This is a genomic window from Streptomyces olindensis (genome assembly GCF_040645895.1).
GTDB classification, from domain to species: Bacteria; Actinomycetota; Actinomycetes; order Streptomycetales; family Streptomycetaceae; genus Streptomyces; species Streptomyces olindensis.
The window spans coordinates 104,855-122,652 of sequence record NZ_JBEYZD010000020.1 but is presented as its reverse complement, the minus strand read 5'-3'; the positions used below and the strand labels follow the sequence as shown (position 1 = coordinate 122,652).

17 protein-coding genes are annotated in these 17,798 nt (G+C 71.2%); 6 read left to right on the top strand and 11 right to left on the bottom strand.

Annotation, left to right across the window (positions count from 1 at the left end):
- Window positions 1-8: 8 nt before the first annotated feature.
- The 6 genes from ABZ948_RS15735 to ABZ948_RS15710 form a co-directional block, all read right to left on the bottom strand.
- A complete protein-coding gene (locus tag ABZ948_RS15735; protein ID WP_359759834.1) occupies window positions 9-428 on the bottom strand; it encodes a TOBE domain-containing protein in 420 nt (139 codons plus the stop codon).
- 27 nt (window positions 429-455) lie between these two features.
- Window positions 456-1,541: an ABC transporter ATP-binding protein gene (locus ABZ948_RS15730; protein ID WP_359759832.1), complete on the bottom strand. Its 1,086-nt coding sequence runs from the start codon at window positions 1,539-1,541 to the stop codon at window positions 456-458.
- Between the two features lie 39 nt (window positions 1,542-1,580).
- Window positions 1,581-2,429, bottom strand: a complete 849-nt coding sequence (locus ABZ948_RS15725) for an ABC transporter permease (RefSeq protein ID WP_435857507.1) — start codon at window positions 2,427-2,429, stop codon at window positions 1,581-1,583.
- Complete coding sequence (gene modA, locus ABZ948_RS15720; RefSeq protein ID WP_359759830.1) at window positions 2,426-3,235, bottom strand: molybdate ABC transporter substrate-binding protein; 810 nt, start codon at window positions 3,233-3,235, stop codon at window positions 2,426-2,428. Before modA ends, ABZ948_RS15725 begins: the two co-directional genes overlap by 4 nt.
- A gap of 157 nt (window positions 3,236-3,392) precedes the next feature.
- Window positions 3,393-3,788, bottom strand: coding sequence for a TOBE domain-containing protein (locus ABZ948_RS15715; RefSeq protein WP_351345042.1), 396 nt, complete (start codon window positions 3,786-3,788; stop codon window positions 3,393-3,395).
- Between the two features lie 120 nt (window positions 3,789-3,908).
- Window positions 3,909-5,888, bottom strand: coding sequence for an APC family permease (locus tag ABZ948_RS15710; RefSeq protein WP_359759828.1), 1,980 nt, complete (start codon window positions 5,886-5,888; stop codon window positions 3,909-3,911).
- 418 nt (window positions 5,889-6,306) lie between these two features.
- Here ABZ948_RS15710 and ABZ948_RS15705 point away from each other — a divergent pair, with 418 nt between their 5' ends.
- The 4 genes from ABZ948_RS15705 to ABZ948_RS15690 all read left to right on the top strand — a co-directional run bounded on the left by ABZ948_RS15705 (window position 6,307) and on the right by ABZ948_RS15690 (window position 10,557).
- Window positions 6,307-7,599, top strand: a complete 1,293-nt coding sequence (locus ABZ948_RS15705) for an extracellular solute-binding protein (RefSeq protein WP_359759826.1) — start codon at window positions 6,307-6,309, stop codon at window positions 7,597-7,599.
- A 6-nt stretch (window positions 7,600-7,605) separates the two neighbouring features.
- Window positions 7,606-8,604: a carbohydrate ABC transporter permease gene (locus ABZ948_RS15700; protein ID WP_359759824.1), complete on the top strand. Its 999-nt coding sequence runs from the start codon at window positions 7,606-7,608 to the stop codon at window positions 8,602-8,604.
- Between the two features lie 71 nt (window positions 8,605-8,675).
- A complete protein-coding gene (locus ABZ948_RS15695) occupies window positions 8,676-9,440 on the top strand; it encodes a carbohydrate ABC transporter permease (RefSeq protein ID WP_435857509.1) in 765 nt (254 codons plus the stop codon).
- Window positions 9,441-9,492: 52 nt separating this feature from the next.
- Window positions 9,493-10,557 carry an endo-1,4-beta-xylanase gene (locus ABZ948_RS15690; protein WP_359759820.1) on the top strand — a complete coding sequence of 355 codons (1,065 nt, stop codon included), beginning with the start codon at window positions 9,493-9,495 and terminating at the stop codon, window positions 10,555-10,557.
- 234 nt (window positions 10,558-10,791) lie between these two features.
- On the opposite strand, the gene ABZ948_RS15685 is transcribed toward ABZ948_RS15690, so the two are convergent.
- The 3 genes from ABZ948_RS15685 to ABZ948_RS15675 form a co-directional block, all read right to left on the bottom strand.
- On the bottom strand, window positions 10,792-11,826 hold the full coding sequence (locus ABZ948_RS15685; protein ID WP_359759819.1) for a LacI family DNA-binding transcriptional regulator: 1,035 nt from the start codon (window positions 11,824-11,826) through the stop codon (window positions 10,792-10,794).
- A 216-nt stretch (window positions 11,827-12,042) separates the two neighbouring features.
- The gene (locus ABZ948_RS15680; RefSeq protein ID WP_359759817.1) at window positions 12,043-12,249 is read right to left on the bottom strand and encodes a DUF5999 family protein; all 207 of its coding nucleotides are present in this window, start codon (window positions 12,247-12,249) and stop codon (window positions 12,043-12,045) included.
- A 376-nt stretch (window positions 12,250-12,625) separates the two neighbouring features.
- On the bottom strand, window positions 12,626-13,210 hold the full coding sequence (locus ABZ948_RS15675) for a hypothetical protein (RefSeq protein ID WP_037768402.1): 585 nt from the start codon (window positions 13,208-13,210) through the stop codon (window positions 12,626-12,628).
- A gap of 555 nt (window positions 13,211-13,765) precedes the next feature.
- On the opposite strand from ABZ948_RS15675, the gene ABZ948_RS15670 reads away from it, so the two are divergent.
- Both ABZ948_RS15670 and ABZ948_RS15665 read left to right on the top strand, forming a co-directional pair.
- Window positions 13,766-15,283, top strand: a complete 1,518-nt coding sequence (locus ABZ948_RS15670; protein WP_359759815.1) for a glutamate-cysteine ligase family protein — start codon at window positions 13,766-13,768, stop codon at window positions 15,281-15,283.
- A 127-nt stretch (window positions 15,284-15,410) separates the two neighbouring features.
- On the top strand, window positions 15,411-16,151 hold the full coding sequence (locus tag ABZ948_RS15665) for a CPBP family intramembrane glutamic endopeptidase (protein ID WP_359759813.1): 741 nt from the start codon (window positions 15,411-15,413) through the stop codon (window positions 16,149-16,151).
- Window positions 16,152-16,225: 74 nt separating this feature from the next.
- On the opposite strand, the gene ABZ948_RS15660 is transcribed toward ABZ948_RS15665, so the two are convergent.
- Together ABZ948_RS15660 and ABZ948_RS15655 are read right to left on the bottom strand one after the other, a co-directional pair.
- Window positions 16,226-17,044: a PhzF family phenazine biosynthesis protein gene (locus ABZ948_RS15660; protein ID WP_359759811.1), complete on the bottom strand. Its 819-nt coding sequence runs from the start codon at window positions 17,042-17,044 to the stop codon at window positions 16,226-16,228.
- 73 nt (window positions 17,045-17,117) lie between these two features.
- The gene (locus tag ABZ948_RS15655; protein ID WP_359759809.1) at window positions 17,118-17,774 is read right to left on the bottom strand and encodes an HAD family hydrolase; all 657 of its coding nucleotides are present in this window, start codon (window positions 17,772-17,774) and stop codon (window positions 17,118-17,120) included.
- Window positions 17,775-17,798 lie beyond the last annotated feature (24 nt).

The following is a 17,798-nucleotide window of genomic DNA, read 5'->3' as shown; positions in this document are numbered from 1 at the left end:
CCCTCCCGTCATGGGGTGGCGAGTGCGACCTCGGTCGACTTGATCAGGGCGACCACCGGTGTTCCGGGCGACAGGGCGAGGTCGTCCGCGGCGTCCTTGGTGATCGCGGCGGTCAGGGCGCCGTCCTCGACGGTGACGCGGACCGAGGCCATCGCGTCGCCGGCCGTGACGTCCTGGACCGTGCCCGCGAGCCGGTTGCGGATGGACAGGCCCTCGACGGGTGCGGTGGCCAGCGAGATCTCCGTGGACTTCACCAGGGCCCGCACGGCGGTGCCAGGAGCGAGGCGGAGATCCTCGGTGGCCTCGCGGGTGATCGCCGCGGTGAGGTCCTGGCCGCCGGTGAGGCGGACCCTGACCGTCGCCATGACCTCGCCGGGCGTGACGGCCGTGACGACGCCGGGGAGCTGGTTGCGGATGCTCAGGCTCATGGGGGCCACGGTAGCCCGACACATCCCTCATGCCGGGTATGCGTGGGTCTGCGTCGCCTTGACCGCCGCCCACACCGGGACCCCGGGGTGGAGGTCGAGTTCGGCCGCGGCGACCGTGGTGAGGTCGGCGGTCAGGGCCACCTCGCCGGTCAGGTCCGCGCGGATCTGGTCGCCGTGCGTCTCCAGGCCGGCCACCTCGCAGTGCCACAGGTTGCGGGCGCTGGAGCCGGTCGGGCGGTCCCGGTACAGCGTCACCGCGCCCGGCGGGAACGCCACGAAGACCGGGCCGGACAGCTCCTCCGTGGTCGTGATGCCCGGACCCGCGTCCAGACGGACCGTGTGGCCCTCGGCCCGTCCCTTGTAGAGGTTGAGGCCGACGAGCCGGGCGATGTAGTCCGTGCGGGGGTGGCGGGCGATGTCGGAGGGCGTGCCCTCCTGGACGACCCGGCCGTCCTCGACGACGACCAGGCGGTCGGCCAGCACCATGGCGTCCAGCGGGTCGTGCGTGACGAGGACGGCCACCGCCTCGAACTCGGCGAGGTGGCGCCGGAGCTGGGCGCGCACCTCCAGGCGGGTACGGGCGTCGAGCGCGGCGAGCGGCTCGTCCAGGAGCAGCAGCCGGGGCCGGGTGGCCAGGGCACGGGCCAGGGCCACGCGCTGGGCCTGACCGCCGGAGAGGCGGCGGGGCTTGGCCCCCGCGAGGTCGGCGAGGCCCATGCGGTCGAGCCACTCGGCGGCCTGGGCACGGGCCTCGGCCTTGCCGGCGCCCCGGCAGCGCGGCCCGAAGGCGACGTTGTCCAGGGCGGTCAGGTGCGGGAAGAGCAGATAGTCCTGGAAGACGACACCGACCGGACGGGACTCGGGTGCCGTGCCGTCCAGCCGGGTGCCGTCCAGCCGCAGATGGCCGGACGTGAGCGGGATCAGGCCGGACAGTGCGCGCAGGGCCGTGGTCTTGCCGGCGCCGTTGGGTCCGAGCAGGGCGACGACGTCGCCGGGCGCCGCGGTGAGCGTGACGTCGAGGCGGAACGCGCCGCGGTCGACGACGAGACGGGCGTCGAGGCCTTCGGGGAGCGGACCGGGAGGCGATGCGCCGAGGTCGGTCGTCTCGGTCATGAGGATCACGTCCAGGAGGTCAGGGGGCGGGCCACGGCATCACGACGCCGTCATCCAGCGGTCCCGCAGGGCCGCCAGCACGGCGATGGACACGGCCAGCAGCACCAGGCTGAGGGCGATCGCCGCCGCCGGGTCGTTCTGGAGGGCGAGGTAGACCGCGAGGGGCATGGTCTGCGTCCGGCCCGGGAAGTTGCCCGCGAAGGTGATCGTCGCGCCGAACTCCCCCAGCGCCCGGGCCCAGGCCAGCACCGCACCGGCCGCGATGCCCGGCGCGATCAGCGGCAGGGTGACCCGGCGGAAGGCGGTGAAGCGGGAGGCGCCCAGGGTGGTGGCGGCCTCCTCGTAGCGCGGGTCGGCGGCGCGCAGGGTGCCCTCCACGCTGATGACGAGGAACGGCATCGCCACGAAGGTCTCGGCGAGGACCACGCCCGTCGTCGTGAAGGGCAGCGTGATCCCGAACCAGGCGTCGAGCCACTGGCCGACGACGCCGTTGCGCCCGAAGGCGAGCAGCAGGGCGACACCGCCCACGACCGGCGGCAGCACCAGCGGCAGGGTGACCAGGGCCCGCACGAATCCGCGGCCCGGGAAGCGCGTGCGGGCGAGCAGCCAGGCCAGGGGCACCCCGAGGACCAGGCTCAGCACCGTCGCGGCCGTGGCGCAGACGAGGGACAGCCGGAGCGCCTCCCACACCTCCGCGCTGGTCAGCTGCTCGGGAAGGCTGCGCCAGGGCGCCCGGATCAGCAGGGCGGCCAGGGGCAGGAGCAGGAACGCCAGGCCGACGAGGGCGGGCACCAGCAGGGGGATCGGCACCGGCCGGTACCGGCCGCGGTGGCGGTCGCGGTCGCTGCGGCCGTCGCGGCGGGGGCGGCTCTCCAGCGTGTCGGTCACGGCTTGAGGAACCCGGCCCCGGACAGCACCTTCTGGCCCTCGGCGGAGCGGACCAGGGCGATGAAGGCCTTCGCCGTCCCGGGGTTGGGGGCGTTCTTGAGCCGGGCGATCGGATAGTCGTTGACGGCCTCGGCCGACTCGGGGAATTCCACGCCCGCCACCTTGTCGCCCGCCGCGCGCACATCGGTCCGGTAGACGACGGCCGCGTCGGCCTCCTTCAGTTCGACCTTGGTCAGGGCGCTCTTGACGTCCTGTTCGTACGAGACGGGGGTGAGCTTCAGGCCGCCGGCGTCCAGCGCCTTCTCGGCGGCGGCGCCGCACGGAACCGTCCTGTCGCACAGGACGACCTTCAGACCGGGCTCGGTGAGGTCCTCGAGGGAGGAGATCTTGTCGGGGTTGCCCGGCAGGGTGGCGATCTCCAGCCGGTTGCGGACGAAGGTGGCCGGGGTGCCCGCCGTGTCCCCCTTGTCCGCCACGATCGCCATGGTCTTGGTGCTGGCGGCGGCGAAGACGTCGGCGGGGGCGCCGCCGGTGATGCTGGCGGCGAGGGTGTCGCTGCCGCCGAAGTTGAACGCGACCTTGGTGCCAGGGTACTGCTTCTCGAAGGTCTTGCCCAGGGCCTCGAAGCTCTCCTCCAGGGAGGCGGCGGCGAAGACGGTGACCGTGCCGGAGAGCTTCGGGGACGAGGAGGAGCCCTTGTCCGAACTCGTGGCGGAGGAGGAACAGGCGCTCAGCGTCAGCAGCGCGGCGGCCGACACACCCGCGACCTGGAGCGTCCGGCGGGTCCGGTGCGCGGAACGGGTCATCTCGTGGCCACTCCCTCTGTGTGCGCGAGGAAGAGCCCGCAGGGCCCTTCCGATACGCCGATCATACTGACGCATCTGCGAGGCAGAAGTCTCCTGTCGCATCGCATGAGCCAGGCCGAAGGGGGTGGTGGGTGTGTATGTGCGTATCTCCGAGTGGTCAGGTGCGGTCGATGTGCACGTTCGTCGACTTCACCCGGGCCGTCGCCTCCATGCCGACCTCCAGCCCCAGTTCCTCCACGGCCTCGCGGGTGAGCAGGGAGACGAGCCGGTGCGGGCCGGCCTGGATCTCGACCTGGGCGGCGACGTCGCCGAGCTTGATCGCGGTGACGATGCCGGGGAAGGCGTTGCGCGCCGAGGTGTACGGGGTGTCCTCCTCGGCGGTGCCGGACCGGGCGAGTTCCACGGAGAACGCGGCCAGGTCCCGTCCGTCGACGAGCCGTCGCCCGGTCTCGTCGCGGTGGGTGGTCAGGCGGCCGGCGTCCGCCCAGCGCCGGGCGGTGTCGGGGCTCACGCCGAGCAGCCGTGCTGCCTGGCCGATCGTGTAGGACTGCATGCCGGTCACGATAGGGGCGAGGGAGGGGAACTGCGGCCGCGGGGCCGGCCGCAGGGTTTGACGCGATATGGCGACGTCGTACGCGCCGGCGCTTCGGCAGGCGCGGGGCGGCGCGCTGACTCAGCCCACGTGCACCCTCGGGCGCCGCTTCCGGTCCGGTTCCGCCTCGCGCAGGACCTCGCGGGTCACCGGGGCGACCTCGCCCTGGCCGAACAGGAAGAAGCGCAGGAGGTTGGCGAAGGGCCCGCCCTCGGTCCACTCGAAGTAGATGTGCGGGGTGCGCCCGGTCGTGTCCCGTGCGTGGAGGAGCAGGGCGGCCAGCGCGTTGGGGATGGAGGAGGACTCCAGGGTCAGGACGCGGTAGCGGTCGTGGAGCACCTCGCCGCGTACGGTCAGGCCCGCCTCGAACTCGGACGGGTCGGTGACCGTCACCTCGACGAAGACGAAGTCCTCGTGCCCGGGCACGTCGTTGTCGTGCCGGATCTGCTCGATCTTGTCGCGGTATTCCGCGATGTCGCGCCGGTCGGGCTCGTTGGCGATGAACCGCATCCGGCGGCTGGCCATGTCGCGGACGAAGCGTGCCGCCATGTCGTCCAGGGTGACGCTGGTGACGCGGAGCTCGAACGCCCGGGCCAGCCGTGACAGCAGGGAGACCAGGATGATGCCGGCGATGAAGCAGGCGCCGATCTTCACGCCGTCCGGACGCTCGATGACGTTGGCGACGGTCGTGTAGAGGAACACCGCGGAGATGACCGCGAAGGCGATGGTCCAGTTCCGCTGCCGGGCCTTGCGGGCGGCGATGGTCACGGCGATCGCGGCGGAGCTGATGAGGACCAGCACACCCGTGGCGTAGGCACCGCCCTGCGCGTTGACGTCGGCGTCGAAGATCCAGGTGACGAGGAAGGCGATCAGCGTGAACACGATGACCATGGGGCGCACGGCGCGGGCCCACTGCGGGGCCATGCCGTAGCGGGGCAGATAGCGCGGCATCAGGTTGAGCAGGCCGGCCATCGCGGAGGCGCCGGCGAACCACAGGATGGTGATGGTCGAGACGTCGTAGACCGTGCCGAAGGTGTTGCCCAGATAGTCGTGCGCCAGGTAGGCCAGCGCGCGGCCGTTGGCCTGGCCGCCCGCCTCGAATTCCTTCTCGGGGATGAGGAGGGTGGTGATGAAGCTGGTCGTGATCAGGAAGACGCTCATGATCAGGGCGGCCGTGGTGAGCAGCTTCTTGGTGTCGCGGATGCGGCCGGCCGGCCGTGCCTCGGTGTCGTCCGGGTCGCCCTTGACGTGCGGCATCACGGCGACGCCGGTCTCGAACCCGGACAGGCCGAGGGCCAGCTTCGGGAACACGAGCAGGGCGACGCCGATCATGACGAAGACGTTGCCGTGCTGGGCGGTGAGGGCGCTCGACCAGTCGGTGATCACGTGCCCCGCGGTGATGACGTGGTAGAGACCGACGACCACCACGACCGCGTTCAGCGCGAGGTAGGCGCCCACCAGGGCGACCGCGACGCCGATCGCCTCCAGGAAGCCCTTGAGGAAGACCGCGCCGAGCAGCGCCACGAGGACGAGGGTGATCAGCATCTGCTTGTCGTGCAGCACGCCGGTCAGATGCGGGTTCTCCACGAGGTGGGTGGAGGCGTCGGCGGCCGACAGCGTGATGGTGATGAGGAAGTCGGTGGCCGCGAAGCCCAGCAGGGTCAGCACGAACAGCTTGCCCTGCCAGAAGGACAGCAGCCGCTCCAGCATCGCGATCGAGCCCTCGCCGTGGGGGCTCTCCTCGGCCACGCGCCGGTAGACCGGCAGGGCGCCGGCCAGGGTGACGACGACCAGCACGATGGTCGCGACGGGAGAGAGCAGGCCGGCGGCGAGGGCGGCGATGCCCGGCTGGTAGCCGAGCGTGGAGAAGTAGTCGACGCCGGTCAGGCACATCACCCGCCACCAGGGTCGGCCCTGGTGCGCGGGCTCCGGTTCGGCGTGCGGTCCCGTGTGGCCGCCGGTCTTGCCCATGTCGGACAGTCCCTGCAGCATCCAGGCGCGCAGACGACCGGATGGAGCGGGCTCCTCGACGCCCGGTCCGGGGTGCTCAGTGGTGGCCATCGACGTGCTCCCGATGTGCGGCTCAGTGCGGTTCCGGCCATCACTGGACGGCCAGATCAGCGTAAGCGGAGCGTGATGCCTTGGCCGGTGGATGTGGGGGCTGTCCGCGTCAAGCTTCCGTTAAGACTGACCCGCGGTATGGCCGCAGGGATCAAAACGCCAGTTGAGGGCGTCTGCGGCGGCTCCGTCCGGCCGGAGTGCCGCCGCCGGTCGTGCGACGCACAGGCGGGTACACAGCGTGATCGGCGGATCCGTAAGGTTCGTCTCGGCGATCGAATGTTTCGGCACCCTTCCAGGGTCCTCCTGTCGAGGAAAGATTCACCGTGTACAAGGGGTTGCCACTGTTTACCCCCTGTCTCTAGGGTGCGGCAGCAACGCATCTTTCTGAATCTCATTCGAAACTTTCGAGGAGCGCATGATGGGCGACCCGGCACTGTCCCGCCGCGGCTTCCTGGCGGCCTCCGCCGCGGCCGGTCTGGGAATGACGGCACTGACCGCATGCGGCGGGGACTCAGGCGGAGGGTCGTCCGGGACGACCACCATCGAGTGGTGGAACATCTCCACCACCGAGCCCACCAAGGGCGTCTGGGCCGCCCTGGCCAAGAAGTTCGAGGCGCAGAACCCCAAGGTCAAGGTGAAGATCGTCCAGCTGGAGAACGACGCCTACAAGTCGAAGATGACGGCCCTGACCTCCTCCGGCAAGCTGCCCGACATCTTCCACACCTGGGGCGGCGGCGTCCTTAGGCAGCAGGTCGACGCCGGGCTCGTCGAAGACCTCACGGACCGGACCAAGCCGTGGGGCGACGCCCTGCTGCCGGTCGCGCGCGAGCCGTACCTCCTCGACGACCGCGTCTACGGCATCCCGTTCGACATCGGCATGATCGGCTTCTGGTACAACAAGGCGCTGTTCGAGAAGGCCGGCATCAGCGCGCCGCCGACCACCTGGAGCGGCTTCCTCGACGCCGTGCGCAAGCTGAAGTCCGCGCAGATCACGCCGCTGGCCCTGGCCGGCAAGGAGAAGTGGCCCGGCATGTACTACTGGGCCTACCTGGCGATGCGCACCGCCGGCGCCGGGGCGCTGCAGAAGGCCTACGAGGACAAGGACTTCACCGGTGCGCCCTTCGTCGAGGCGGGAGAGCACCTGGAGGAACTCGTCGCCCTGAAGCCGTTCCAGAAGGGCTTCCTCGGCGCCGCCTACTTCACCCCCACCGGCCAGGCCGCCACCGTCGGCAACGGCAGGGCGGCCATGGAGCTCATGGGCCAGTGGGCGCCCGTGGTGCAGGCCGACGCGGGCAAGGGCCTCGGCAAGGACCTCGGCTTCTTCCCGTTCCCCGCGGTCGAGGGCGGCCGGGGCGCCATCACCGAGGTGTTCGGCGGGGGCGGCGGGCACGCCCTGCGCCGGGGCGCGCCCCAGGCGGCCGTCGACTTCCTGAAGTTCTTCGCGTCCGAGGCCACCGACCGGGAGCTGGTGAAGAAGACGGGCGTCCTGCCCGTGGTGCCGGCGGCCGAGAGCGCCATCGCCGACCCCAACATCAAGGCCGTACAGGCACAGCTGAAGAAGGCCACCGGCTTCCAGCTCTACCTCGACCAGGCGTACGCGCCCGCCGTCGGCCAGGAGGTCAACGACAGCGTCGCCGCGCTCATCGCCGGGTCCAAGTCGCCCGGGCAGGTCGCCCAGTCGATCACCAGGACCTCGAAGGAAGAGCAGTAAACGGCGATGACCTCCACGTACCTGCCGGACAAACGGGCCGGCCGTGATACCGGCCCCCCGGCCCCGGCCGCCCGCCGGGACCGGGGCCGGGCCCGGCGGCGCACCCTGAACTGGCTGACCGCGACGGCCTTCCAACTGCCGGCCCTGGTGCTGTTCATGGGGCTCGTGCTGCTGCCGATGCTGTTCGCGCTGTACGCCGCCTTCTTCCGCTGGGGCGGCTTCGGCATGCCCTCCGACTACGTCGGCGGCGAGAACTTCTCCCGGCTCTTCCAGGACGACGTCTTCCTCGGCGACCTGTGGCGCTGCCTGGTCCTGGTGGTGCTGTCGCTCGCCCTCCAGTTGCCGTTCGCGCTCGCCATGGCCGTGCTGCTCAACCAGCGCATGCGCGGCCGTGCGGTGTACCGGATGCTGTTCTTCGCCCCGTACGTGCTGTCCGAGGCCATCACAGGCGTGCTCTTCGGCATGATCTTCGCCCCGGACGACGGCTTCGCCGACCAGGTCCTCGGCAGGATCGGGCTGGACGGGCTGGGCGGGGAGTGGTTCGCCGACCCGTCGACCGTCATGGCGACCCTGTTCCTCGTCATGACCTGGAAGTACTTCGGCTTCCACATGATGCTGTACCTGGCCGGGCTCCAGGCCGTCCCCAGGGAACTGACCGAGGCGGCGCTCATCGACGGGGCCGGGCCCTGGCAGCGCTTCCGCAACGTCACGCTGCCGCTGCTCGCGCCGACCCTGCGCATCAGCGTGTTCCTGTCGGTCATCGGGGCGATCCAGCTCTTCGACCTGGTGTGGGTGACCACCGCGGGCGGCCCCGACCACCATTCCGAGACGATGGCCGTGACCCTGTTCCAGTACGGCTTCAAGCGCTACCAGGTCGGCTACGCCAGCGCGATCAGTGTGGTCATGTTCGCCATCAGCCTCGTCTTCGCCCTCGCCTACCAGCGGTTCGTGCTCCGGCGCGACCTGGAAGGGGCCACCACGACCATGCGGGGTGACGGAAAGTGACAGCCACTCAGAAGACGCGCCGGGGCAGGACCCTCCCGCTGCACCTCGTCCTGGTCGTCGTCGGCGCGGTCATGGCCGTGCCCCTGCTCTACGCCGCGCTGTCCGGCTTCAAGTCCACCGACGAGCTCTCCCGCAACCCCGTCGGTCTGCCCGAGTCATGGGTGACCTCCAACTACACCCAGATCCTCGGCTCGGGCGACTTCTGGCGGCTGGTCGGCAACAGCACGCTCATCGCGGTCGGCACGACCGTCCTGGTCGTCGCCGTCTCCGCGCTGTCGGCCTTCTCCTTCGCGCGGTTCGCCTTCCGTGGCAGGGAGGTGCTGTTCACGCTGTTCACGATGGGGCTGATGTTCCCGTTCGCCGTGGCGGCCCTGCCGCTGTTCCTGCTGCTGCGGTCCCTGGACCTGCTGGACAACCCGCTCGGCGTGATCCTCCCGCAGGCGGCCTTCGGACTGCCGATGACCATCATCATCCTGCGGGGCTTCTTCCGGCAGATCCCCGGCGAGCTGGAGGAGGCGGCCACGCTCGACGGGTGCAGCCCGCTCGGCTTCTTCTGGCGGGTGCTGCTGCCCATGGCCCGGCCCGCGCTCGGCACCGTCTCGGTGCTGGCCGTCGTCACCAGCTGGAACAACTTCTTCCTGCCGCTGCTGGTGTTCACCGACGCGCAGTGGTGGACGCTGCCGATCGGCGTCCAGCAGTTCCAGGGGCAGTACTCGGCGGAGTACGCCAAGGTCTTCGCCTATCTGGTGCTGGCCATGGTCCCCGCCCTCGCCTTCTACTCGGTCGCCGAGCGCCAGCTCGTCGGCGGCCTCACCGCGGGCGCCACGAAGGGCTGACGCGCCCGCGGACGTACGGCTCACCCACCCGTTGACCGTGAGGAGTCGCACCATGCGCAAGACCGCTACCCGGCTCAGACTCGCCGGGGCGCTCGCCGCCGCGCTGATGCTCTCGGGCATCGCCACCGGCCCGTCGGCACAGGCGGACGAACGACACGGCAAGGAACGGACCCTCGCCGACCTCGCCCAGCGACACGGCCGCTACTTCGGCAGCGCGACAGACAACCCCGAGCTCGTCGACGAGCCGTACAAGGCCCTGCTCGGCCACGAGTTCGACCAGATCACCCCCGGCAACGGCATGAAGTGGTACGCGACCGAGCCCGAGCAGGGCGTGTTCGACTTCTCCCAGGGCGACGAGATCGTGAACCTCGCCCGCGCCAACCGGCAGAAGGTGCGCGGCCACACCCTGGTCTGGCACAGCCAGCTCCCCGACTGGCTCACGAGCCGGGAGTGGACGGCGCCGGAGCTGCGGGCCGTGCTGAAGAAGCACATCCAGGCCGAGGTGCGGCACTACCGGGGCAAGGTCTTCGCCTGGGACGTCGTCAACGAGGCGTTCAACGAGGACGGCACGTACCGCGAGTCGGTGTTCTACAAGACGCTGGGCCCCGGCTATATCGCCGACGCGCTGCGCTGGGCCCACCAGGCCGATCCGCGCGTGAAGCTGTACCTCAACGACTACAACATCGAGGGGATCGGTCCGAAGAGCGACGCGTACTACAAGCTGGCGAAGGAGCTGAAGGCCGAGGGCGTCCCGCTGCACGGCATCGGCCTGCAGGCCCATCTGGCGCTCCAGTACGGCTATCCCACCACCCTGGAGGACAACCTCCGCCGCTTCTCCCGGCTCGGCCTCGACACCGCGCTCACCGAGGTCGACGTCCGGATGCAGCTGCCCGCGACCGAGGAGAAGCTGGCCCAGCAGGCCGAGTGGTACGGCGACCTGACCGAGGCGTGCCTGGCGGTGCGCCGGTGCGTCGGCATCACCCTGTGGGACTACACCGACAAGTACTCGTGGATCCCCGCGTTCTTCCCGGGCGAGGGCGCGGCCCTGCCGTGGGACGAGGAACTGCGGCGCAAGCCGGCGTACTTCGCGATACGGGAAGCGCTCGGGGGGAGGTAGCGGGGGAGTAGCGGGGGAGTAGCGGGGGTGGTGGCGCCCTGCCGTCGGGGGGTGGCGGGGCGCCACCGCAGGTCTGGCCGCAGCAGGGGCCGTGGGCCGGCGTCGGCTGTGTCGTGCCGGCCGGCTGCACGTGGCCGGCATGCACCGCCCGGCTGCACACGGCCGGCATGCACCGCCCGGCCGGGGGAGCCGTCTGCCCTGGCCGCGTCGCCCGGCAGCCCGGTTCGGGCCCGGTCAGTTCCGGGGTGCCGGGGGTGCCGTGCTCGCCCGTACCACCAGGTCGGTGCCCAGCTCCACCCGCGGTGAGTCCGGCTGCTCGTCGCGGGTGAGGCGGAGGACCGTGCGGACGGCCAGCTTGCCCATGTCGGCCAGGGGCTGGCGGACCGTGGTCAGCGGCGGAGCCGACCAGCGGACTTCCGGAAGGTCGTCGAAACCCACCACGCTCATGTCCTGCGGCACCCGCAGCCCGCGCCGGCGCAGTGCCTCGATCGCGCCGAGTGCCATCTGGTCGCTGGCCGCGAACACGGCGGTCGGCGGCTCGGGCAGGTCGAGCAGGGCGTTGCAGGCGGCGAAGCCGGACTCGGGACGGAAGTCGCCGGGGACGACGAGGGACTCGTCCACGGCGATGCCGGCGCCCTCCAGCGCGGCACGGTAGCCGTCCAGCCTCGCCCGGGAACACAGCAGGCGCGGCGGACCGGCGATCAGGCCGATCCGGCGGTGGCCCAGCGACAGCAGGTGCGCGGTGGCCGCCATGCCGCCCGACCAGTTGGCGGCGCCGATCGTGGGTGCGTCCAGGGCGGGGGAGCCCGCAGGGTCGACGACCACCAGCGGCACGCCGAGGATCCGCAGCTCCTCGTGCAGCATCGGTTCCAACGCCGAGGTGACCAGGATGACGCCGTCCGAGGCGCGGGCCCGGAGGTTGCGCATCCATTCGCGGGCGTCGCCCGACCGTCCGTGGATGGCCGACACCACCGTGCCGACCCCGGCGGCGTGCGCGACCTCCTCCACCCCGCGGATGATCTCCACGGCCCAGGGGCTGTCCAGGTTGTTGAAGACCAGGTCGAGCAGGGCGGCGCGGGTGCCGGAGGACGCGGGGCGCTTGCGGTAGCCGTGCCGGCGCAGCAGGTCCTCGACCCGGGCCCGGGTCTGCGGCGACACGTCCGACCGGCCGTTGACGACGCGGGACACGGTCGGGACGGACACGCCGGCCTGCCGGGCGATCTCCGTGATCGTGACCCTGCCCTCCGCGTCGGCCTCACGTGCTGCCACTTGCCCCACCTTCCGTCGACGGTGACCGCGAAGCTTCCAGGAGTCTTCCGGAAAACGGGCACCCGTGGGAAGGCGCACGAGCGGTGAACGGGGCGTCGCGGGCGATGACGGGGAGTGACGGTGCCCGGACACGCGTCGGGGCCGGTGCGCAGGAGGTCCTGCGGCCGGCCCCTCATGTCTGCGGGCGGAGCGTCAGCGTCACCCCGCCCACGGCCCTCAGGCCGCCGTGACCACCTGGCTGTCGGCCGGCGGGCGGTGCGGGGCGATGATCCGGCCGTCCGGCAGGAGCTCACCGGTGTCCTCGAAGAGCACCACGCCGTTGCACAGCAGGCTCCACCCCTGCTCCGGGTGGTGCGCCACGAGGCGGGCGGATTCCCGGTCGGCGGAGTCGGCGGAAGGGCACGGTGTCTGGTGCTGGCACATGGTGGGGATCTCTCGGTCTGTCGTCGTGGATGAGGTGACTGAGTCTGCTGTCGTGTTCGTTCCGCGGCTGGAAGTCTCGTTCATGGCCGCCCCCCGTGATAAGTCGTCGGAACCCAGTGTTGCCCCACGGGCGTCGATCCGCAGGGATTTCGCAGCACCGCTACTCACTGGTTCAGGACGCGTCACCCGCGCGGACGGTTCATCCCAACTGGACTGTCTCTTCGGGTGGTTCTCGGTGGCCGGATGGGGCTAGTCCAGTCGGGGTGACCACCTCATCGGGCTCGTACGAGCTATTAGGTGCTCTTTCGAGCGAGAAATAAGACGGCCCCGCCGCCGGGAATTCCGGCGGCGGGGCGCAGGGGGACTTCGCGACGTTTCAGGCGGGTGAGCCGAGCAGGCGCGTGGGAGTCGCCCGGTGGGTCAGCACCGGGAGGAGTTCGGCGACGCGGTGCGGGCGGTGGGCCGCGATGCCGGGAGGCGCGGGGGCCAGCGGGACGAGCAGGTCGGTGGCGGCGGGGTGGCCGACGGCGCCGTCGGCGGTGCAGTCCTCGTGCAGCCAGAGCGTCAGCATGTACAGGCCGGGCACCGACAGCAGGCGGGGCTGGTAGGGCTGCGCCATCGTCTCGGCCTGGCGCAGGGCGCGCTCGGTCGAGGTGATGTACGGGCCCTCGAAGAAGTGGGAGAAGGCCCAGCCGTCGGCGGTCAGCATGGTCTCCGCCGCGGCCAGGGCACGGTCGCCGCAGCGGATCAGGAAGCGCCACCCGGCCAGCCGCGTGACCGGCACGCCCTCGGCCGTGACCGCGTCGAGGACGTGGACGGGCAGGGGCAGCTCGGGCGTGGCGGGCCCCTGGGCGCCGAGCAGGGCGGGAGTTCGGGCTTCGCGGACCGCGGTGGGAGAGGAGAGCGCAGTCAGGACGGAACGGAGTGCGGGCGCGGGAGCCGGGGGGACATGCAGCGGCATGGTGGGTCGCCTCTCATTCAAAGGCACGGTGGCGCGAGGGCGGGGGCGGACGGCGCTGTCTGCTCACGGGAGGTCAGAGAGGCAGGGGCCGGGGTCTTGAGAACGAGAGGGGGGTGGAGTCCGCCGTACATCGCCTTGACGGCATGACCCATCGACCGTGGGCGCCAACCTTCTGCCTTGTTCGCGGAGTTTATACGACACGGGTTCAGACTGTGTTTCGTCTAGCCGTTTCCGGTGAGTAGAACAAGGGTACATTCGGTCGGCGATACGCGAGAATTATCCCGATTCCATGCGGGGGTGTGTGGCGGTGACCTCGGCGCATGTCCGCGACCCGGTCGGCCCATTCTCGTCGGCGTTTTTCACGAGTGTCCGCACCACCCGAAACCGGTGCCTCGCTTCATGTCGAGGGAATGTGCCACCGGTCACACATGACCAGCGTAGCGGCCGACGGGCCCGTCCGGGACGTTATCGATCGCTTTCGCTGGGCATCCTCCACCTGACCGGGACCCCGGCGGCCGGGTCTTCGGCCCGCATCATCCGAGGAGGGACGCATCGATGGGGGAGAAGGTCGTGGCAGGCCGGTTCGACCTGTCCGATCGCCAGCGCTACCGCGACAAGCTCCGCCGGTGCCTGACGGGCTTGGAGCGACTCCTGGCGGAGAAGCGGTTCGATCGCCCGAAGAACCTCATGGGGCTGGAGATCGAATTGAATCTCGCGGGCGCCGACGGCCTGCCGAAAATGTTGAATGGGCAAGTCCTGGAACGCATCGCGAGCCGCGACTTCCAAACAGAACTCGCCATGTTCAACCTGGAAGTCAACATTCCTCCACATCGGCTGGGTGGCCGGGTATTCGATCGGCTCGCGGAGGAACTCCGTACGTCACTGGCATATGCCGACCGAAAAGCCGGTGAAGTCGACGCGGGAATCGTGATGATCGGCATTCTGCCGACGCTCGACCGTGACGACCTGGTGTCGTCGAACCTCTCCGACGTCGACCGGTACACCCTCCTCAACGACCAGATCGTGGCCGCCCGCGGTGAGGAGTTCACCCTCGACATCGCCGGCGTGGAGCACCTCTCCTGCACCTCGAAGTCCATCGCCCCGGAGGCCGCCTGCACCTCCGTGCAGCTGCACCTCCAGGTCACCCCGGCCCGGTTCGCCGACGTGTGGAACGCGGCCCAGGCGGTCGCCGCCGCGCAGATCGCCGTCGGCGCCAACTCGCCCTTCCTGTTCGGCCGCGAGCTGTGGCGCGAGTCGCGGCCCCCGCTCTTCCAGCAGTCCACCGACACCCGCCCGCCCGAACTCCAGGCCCAGGGCGTCCGGCCCCGCACCTGGTTCGGGGAGCGCTGGGTGACCTCGGCGTACGACCTCTTCGAGGAGAACCTGCGCTACTACCCGGCGCTGCTGCCGATCTGCGACGACGAGGACCCGATCGAGGTGCTCGACCGGGGCGGCACCCCGACGCTCGCCGAGCTCGTGCTGCACAACGGCACGATCTACCGCTGGAACCGCCCGGTCTACGGCATCGCCGACGGCGTCCCGCACCTGCGCGTGGAGAACCGCGTCCTGCCCGCCGGGCCCACCGTCACCGACGTCATCGCCAACGCGGCGTTCTACTACGGCGTCGTCCGCGCCCTCGCCGAGGAGGCCAGGCCGGTCTGGACCCGGCTGCCGTTCGAGGCGGCGGCCGCCAACTTCGACGCCGCGTGCAAGGACGGCATCGACGCCCGCTTCACCTGGCCCCGGCGCGGCCGGTACGGCGGCACCGTCCAGGTCGACGCGGTGAACCTGATCCGCGACGAACTCCTCCCGCTCGCCGAGGCCGGACTGGACGCCTGGGGCGTCGAGCCCGCCGACCGCGACCTGTACCTGGGCGTGATCGAGGAACGCTGCCGGCGCAGGGTGAACGGGGCGAGCTGGCAGGCCGCCACCTTCCACAAGGCCCTGGACACGGGCCTCACCAGGGAAGAGGCGCTGGCTGCCACGACCCGGCGCTACCGCGAGCTGATGCACAAGGGGGATCCGGTGCACAGCTGGCCGGTGGGGCTGCCGGAGCCGGTGTCGCTGGGCTGAGGCCCCTGTGGGACGGCCGGCCGCTGCCGCCATACTGATCCAACACGTCGGTGAAGTGGAGGCAGGTGTGCAGGCGGAGGCGAGCCCGGCGGGCGATCCCATTCCCCAGCAGGGGCTCTCACGGCGGATGCTCCGCAACGAGACGCTGCTCGTCCTCGCGCTGTCGCTGGGGGCGAGCGGGGTGTCCGCGCTGATCAGCTTCATCGGATCGGTCACCAAGCCGGGCGGGCTCAAGGACCAGGCGGCCACGATGAACGCCTCGGCCGCGCCCGGTCGCCCCTGGCTCGACCTGGCCTGGCAGCTCTTCGGCATCGCCACGGCGCTGGTGCCCGTCCTGCTCGTCGCGCACTTCCTGCTGCGCGAGGGCGCGAGCCTGCGCACCCTCGGCTTCGACCGCACCCGCCCCTGGCCCGACCTCGGCCGGGGAGCGGCGATCGCGGCGGTCATCGGCAGCACGGGCATCGCCTTCTACCTGGCGGCCCGCGGCCTCGGCTTCAACCTCACCGTGGTGCCCGAGGCGCTGCCCGGCGTGTGGTGGAAGTACCCGGTGCTGATCCTCTCGGCGATCCAGAACGCCGTACTGGAGGAAGTGATCGTCGTCGGCTACCTGCTGCGCCGCATGGGGCAGCTGGGCTGGACGCCGACGGCCGCGCTGGTGGGCAGCTCCGTACTGCGCGGCTCGTACCACCTCTACCAGGGCATCGGCGGCTTCATCGGCAACATGGTCATGGGCGTCGTCTTCGTCTACCTCTACCGCCGCTGGGGCCGCGTCGGCCCGCTCGTGGTGGCCCACTCGCTGCTCGACATCGGGGCGTTCGTGGGCTACGCGCTGCTGGCGGGCAAGGTGGGGTGGCTGCCGACGGCCTGACGCGACAGGGGTGGGCGTACGGACGAGACAGGGCGAGGGGCGTACGGCGGTGTCGTACGCCCCTGCGTCCGTTCTCAGGCGAGCAGCTCGCCCTCGATGACCGTGACCGCCCTGCCGGCCAGCAGGGTGCGGTCGCCGCGCAGCTCCGTGCGGACACGGCCGGAGCGGGACGAGGCCTGGAGACCGGTGAGCCCGGGGCGCCCCAGGCGCTCGGACCAGAACGGGGCGAGGGCGGTGTGGGCGCTGCCGGTCACCGGGTCCTCGTCGATGCCGACGTTCGGGAAGAAGCAGCGGGAGACGAAGTCGTAGCCCCGGGCCGGGTCCTCGGCGCGGGCGGTGGCGATGACGCCGCGCTCGGAGTGGGCGGCGAGGGCCTTCAGGTCGGGGCGCAGGGCGTGCACCGTCTTCTCGTCGGCGACCTCGACCAGCAGGTCGCCGACGTTCGGGCCGGTGTCGAGGACCGTCAGCGGTTCGGTGCCCAGGGCCTCGGCGAGGCCGGCGGGCGGGTCGACCGGGGTGAGCGGGGCGGTCGGGAAGTCCAGCGTGACGGAGCCGTCGGCGGCGGGCGTGGCGACGAGGACGCCGCTGCGGGTGGCGAAGCGCACCGGGCCCTCGTGGACGCCGGTGGTGTGCAGGACGTGGGCGGTGGCCAGGGTCGCGTGGCCGCACATCGCGACCTCGGTGGCCGGGGTGAACCAGCGCAGGGCCCAGTCGGCCTCGCCGCCCTCGGGGAGGGGGTGGGCGAAGGCCGTCTCGGCGTGGTTGACCTCCAGGGCGACGTTCTGCAGCCAGGTGTCGTCCGGGAAGGCGTCCGCGCCGTTCAGGAGGAGGACACCGGCCGGGTTGCCGGAGAAGGGGCGATCGGTGAAGGCGTCGACGATTCGGATCCGCATGCCCCGACGCTAGGGGCTCCACGGAGCCGTGAACCAAGGCCAATTCACGAGTGCTGGCCCGATTCCGCCCGCGTCAGCCCTGTTCCGGCGTCCCGATGACGAGGCCGATCGCGGAGGCGACGTCGTCGGCGACATAGGTGGGGCGGTAGGCGTCCTGGGTCCAGGCGCGTCCGTCCGCCACCCACACGCTCTGGAGCCCGAGCGCGCCGGCGCCCGCGATGTCGGCGTGGGGGGAATCCCCGATGACCCACGCGCCCGGGAGGGGGACACCGACGGCATCGGCGGCCGCCCGGAAGATCTCCGGGGCCGGCTTCTTGTGGCCGACGGCTTCGGAGACGACCCAGCCCCGGACGAGTCGGTCGAGCCCGGTGACGCGGATCTTCGCTTCCTGCTGGGTGACACGGCCGTTGGTGACGATGACGCACGTCCAGCCGCCCGCCCGGGCCGCGCCCAGTGCCTCACGGGTGGCGGGCGCCAGGACGACGTACTCGGCGGCGCCGCGGTCGAGGAAGGCACGGATCGCCGCGGCGGGCACCTTGTCGCCGTACCGGTCGGTCAGGGCCTCGGCCACGTCCTGTCGCGGGGTGTAGCCGCTCGCGTCGATCTCCATCACCGGTGCCAGGTCGGAGGCGGGCAGGCCGTGTTCGGCGAGGAAGGCGGCGACGGCGGTGCGGAAGGCCGCGTCACGGTCGACGAGGGTGTTGTCGAGGTCGAGCAGCAGCAACGGCATGACCGGCAGTACATCACGGACGGG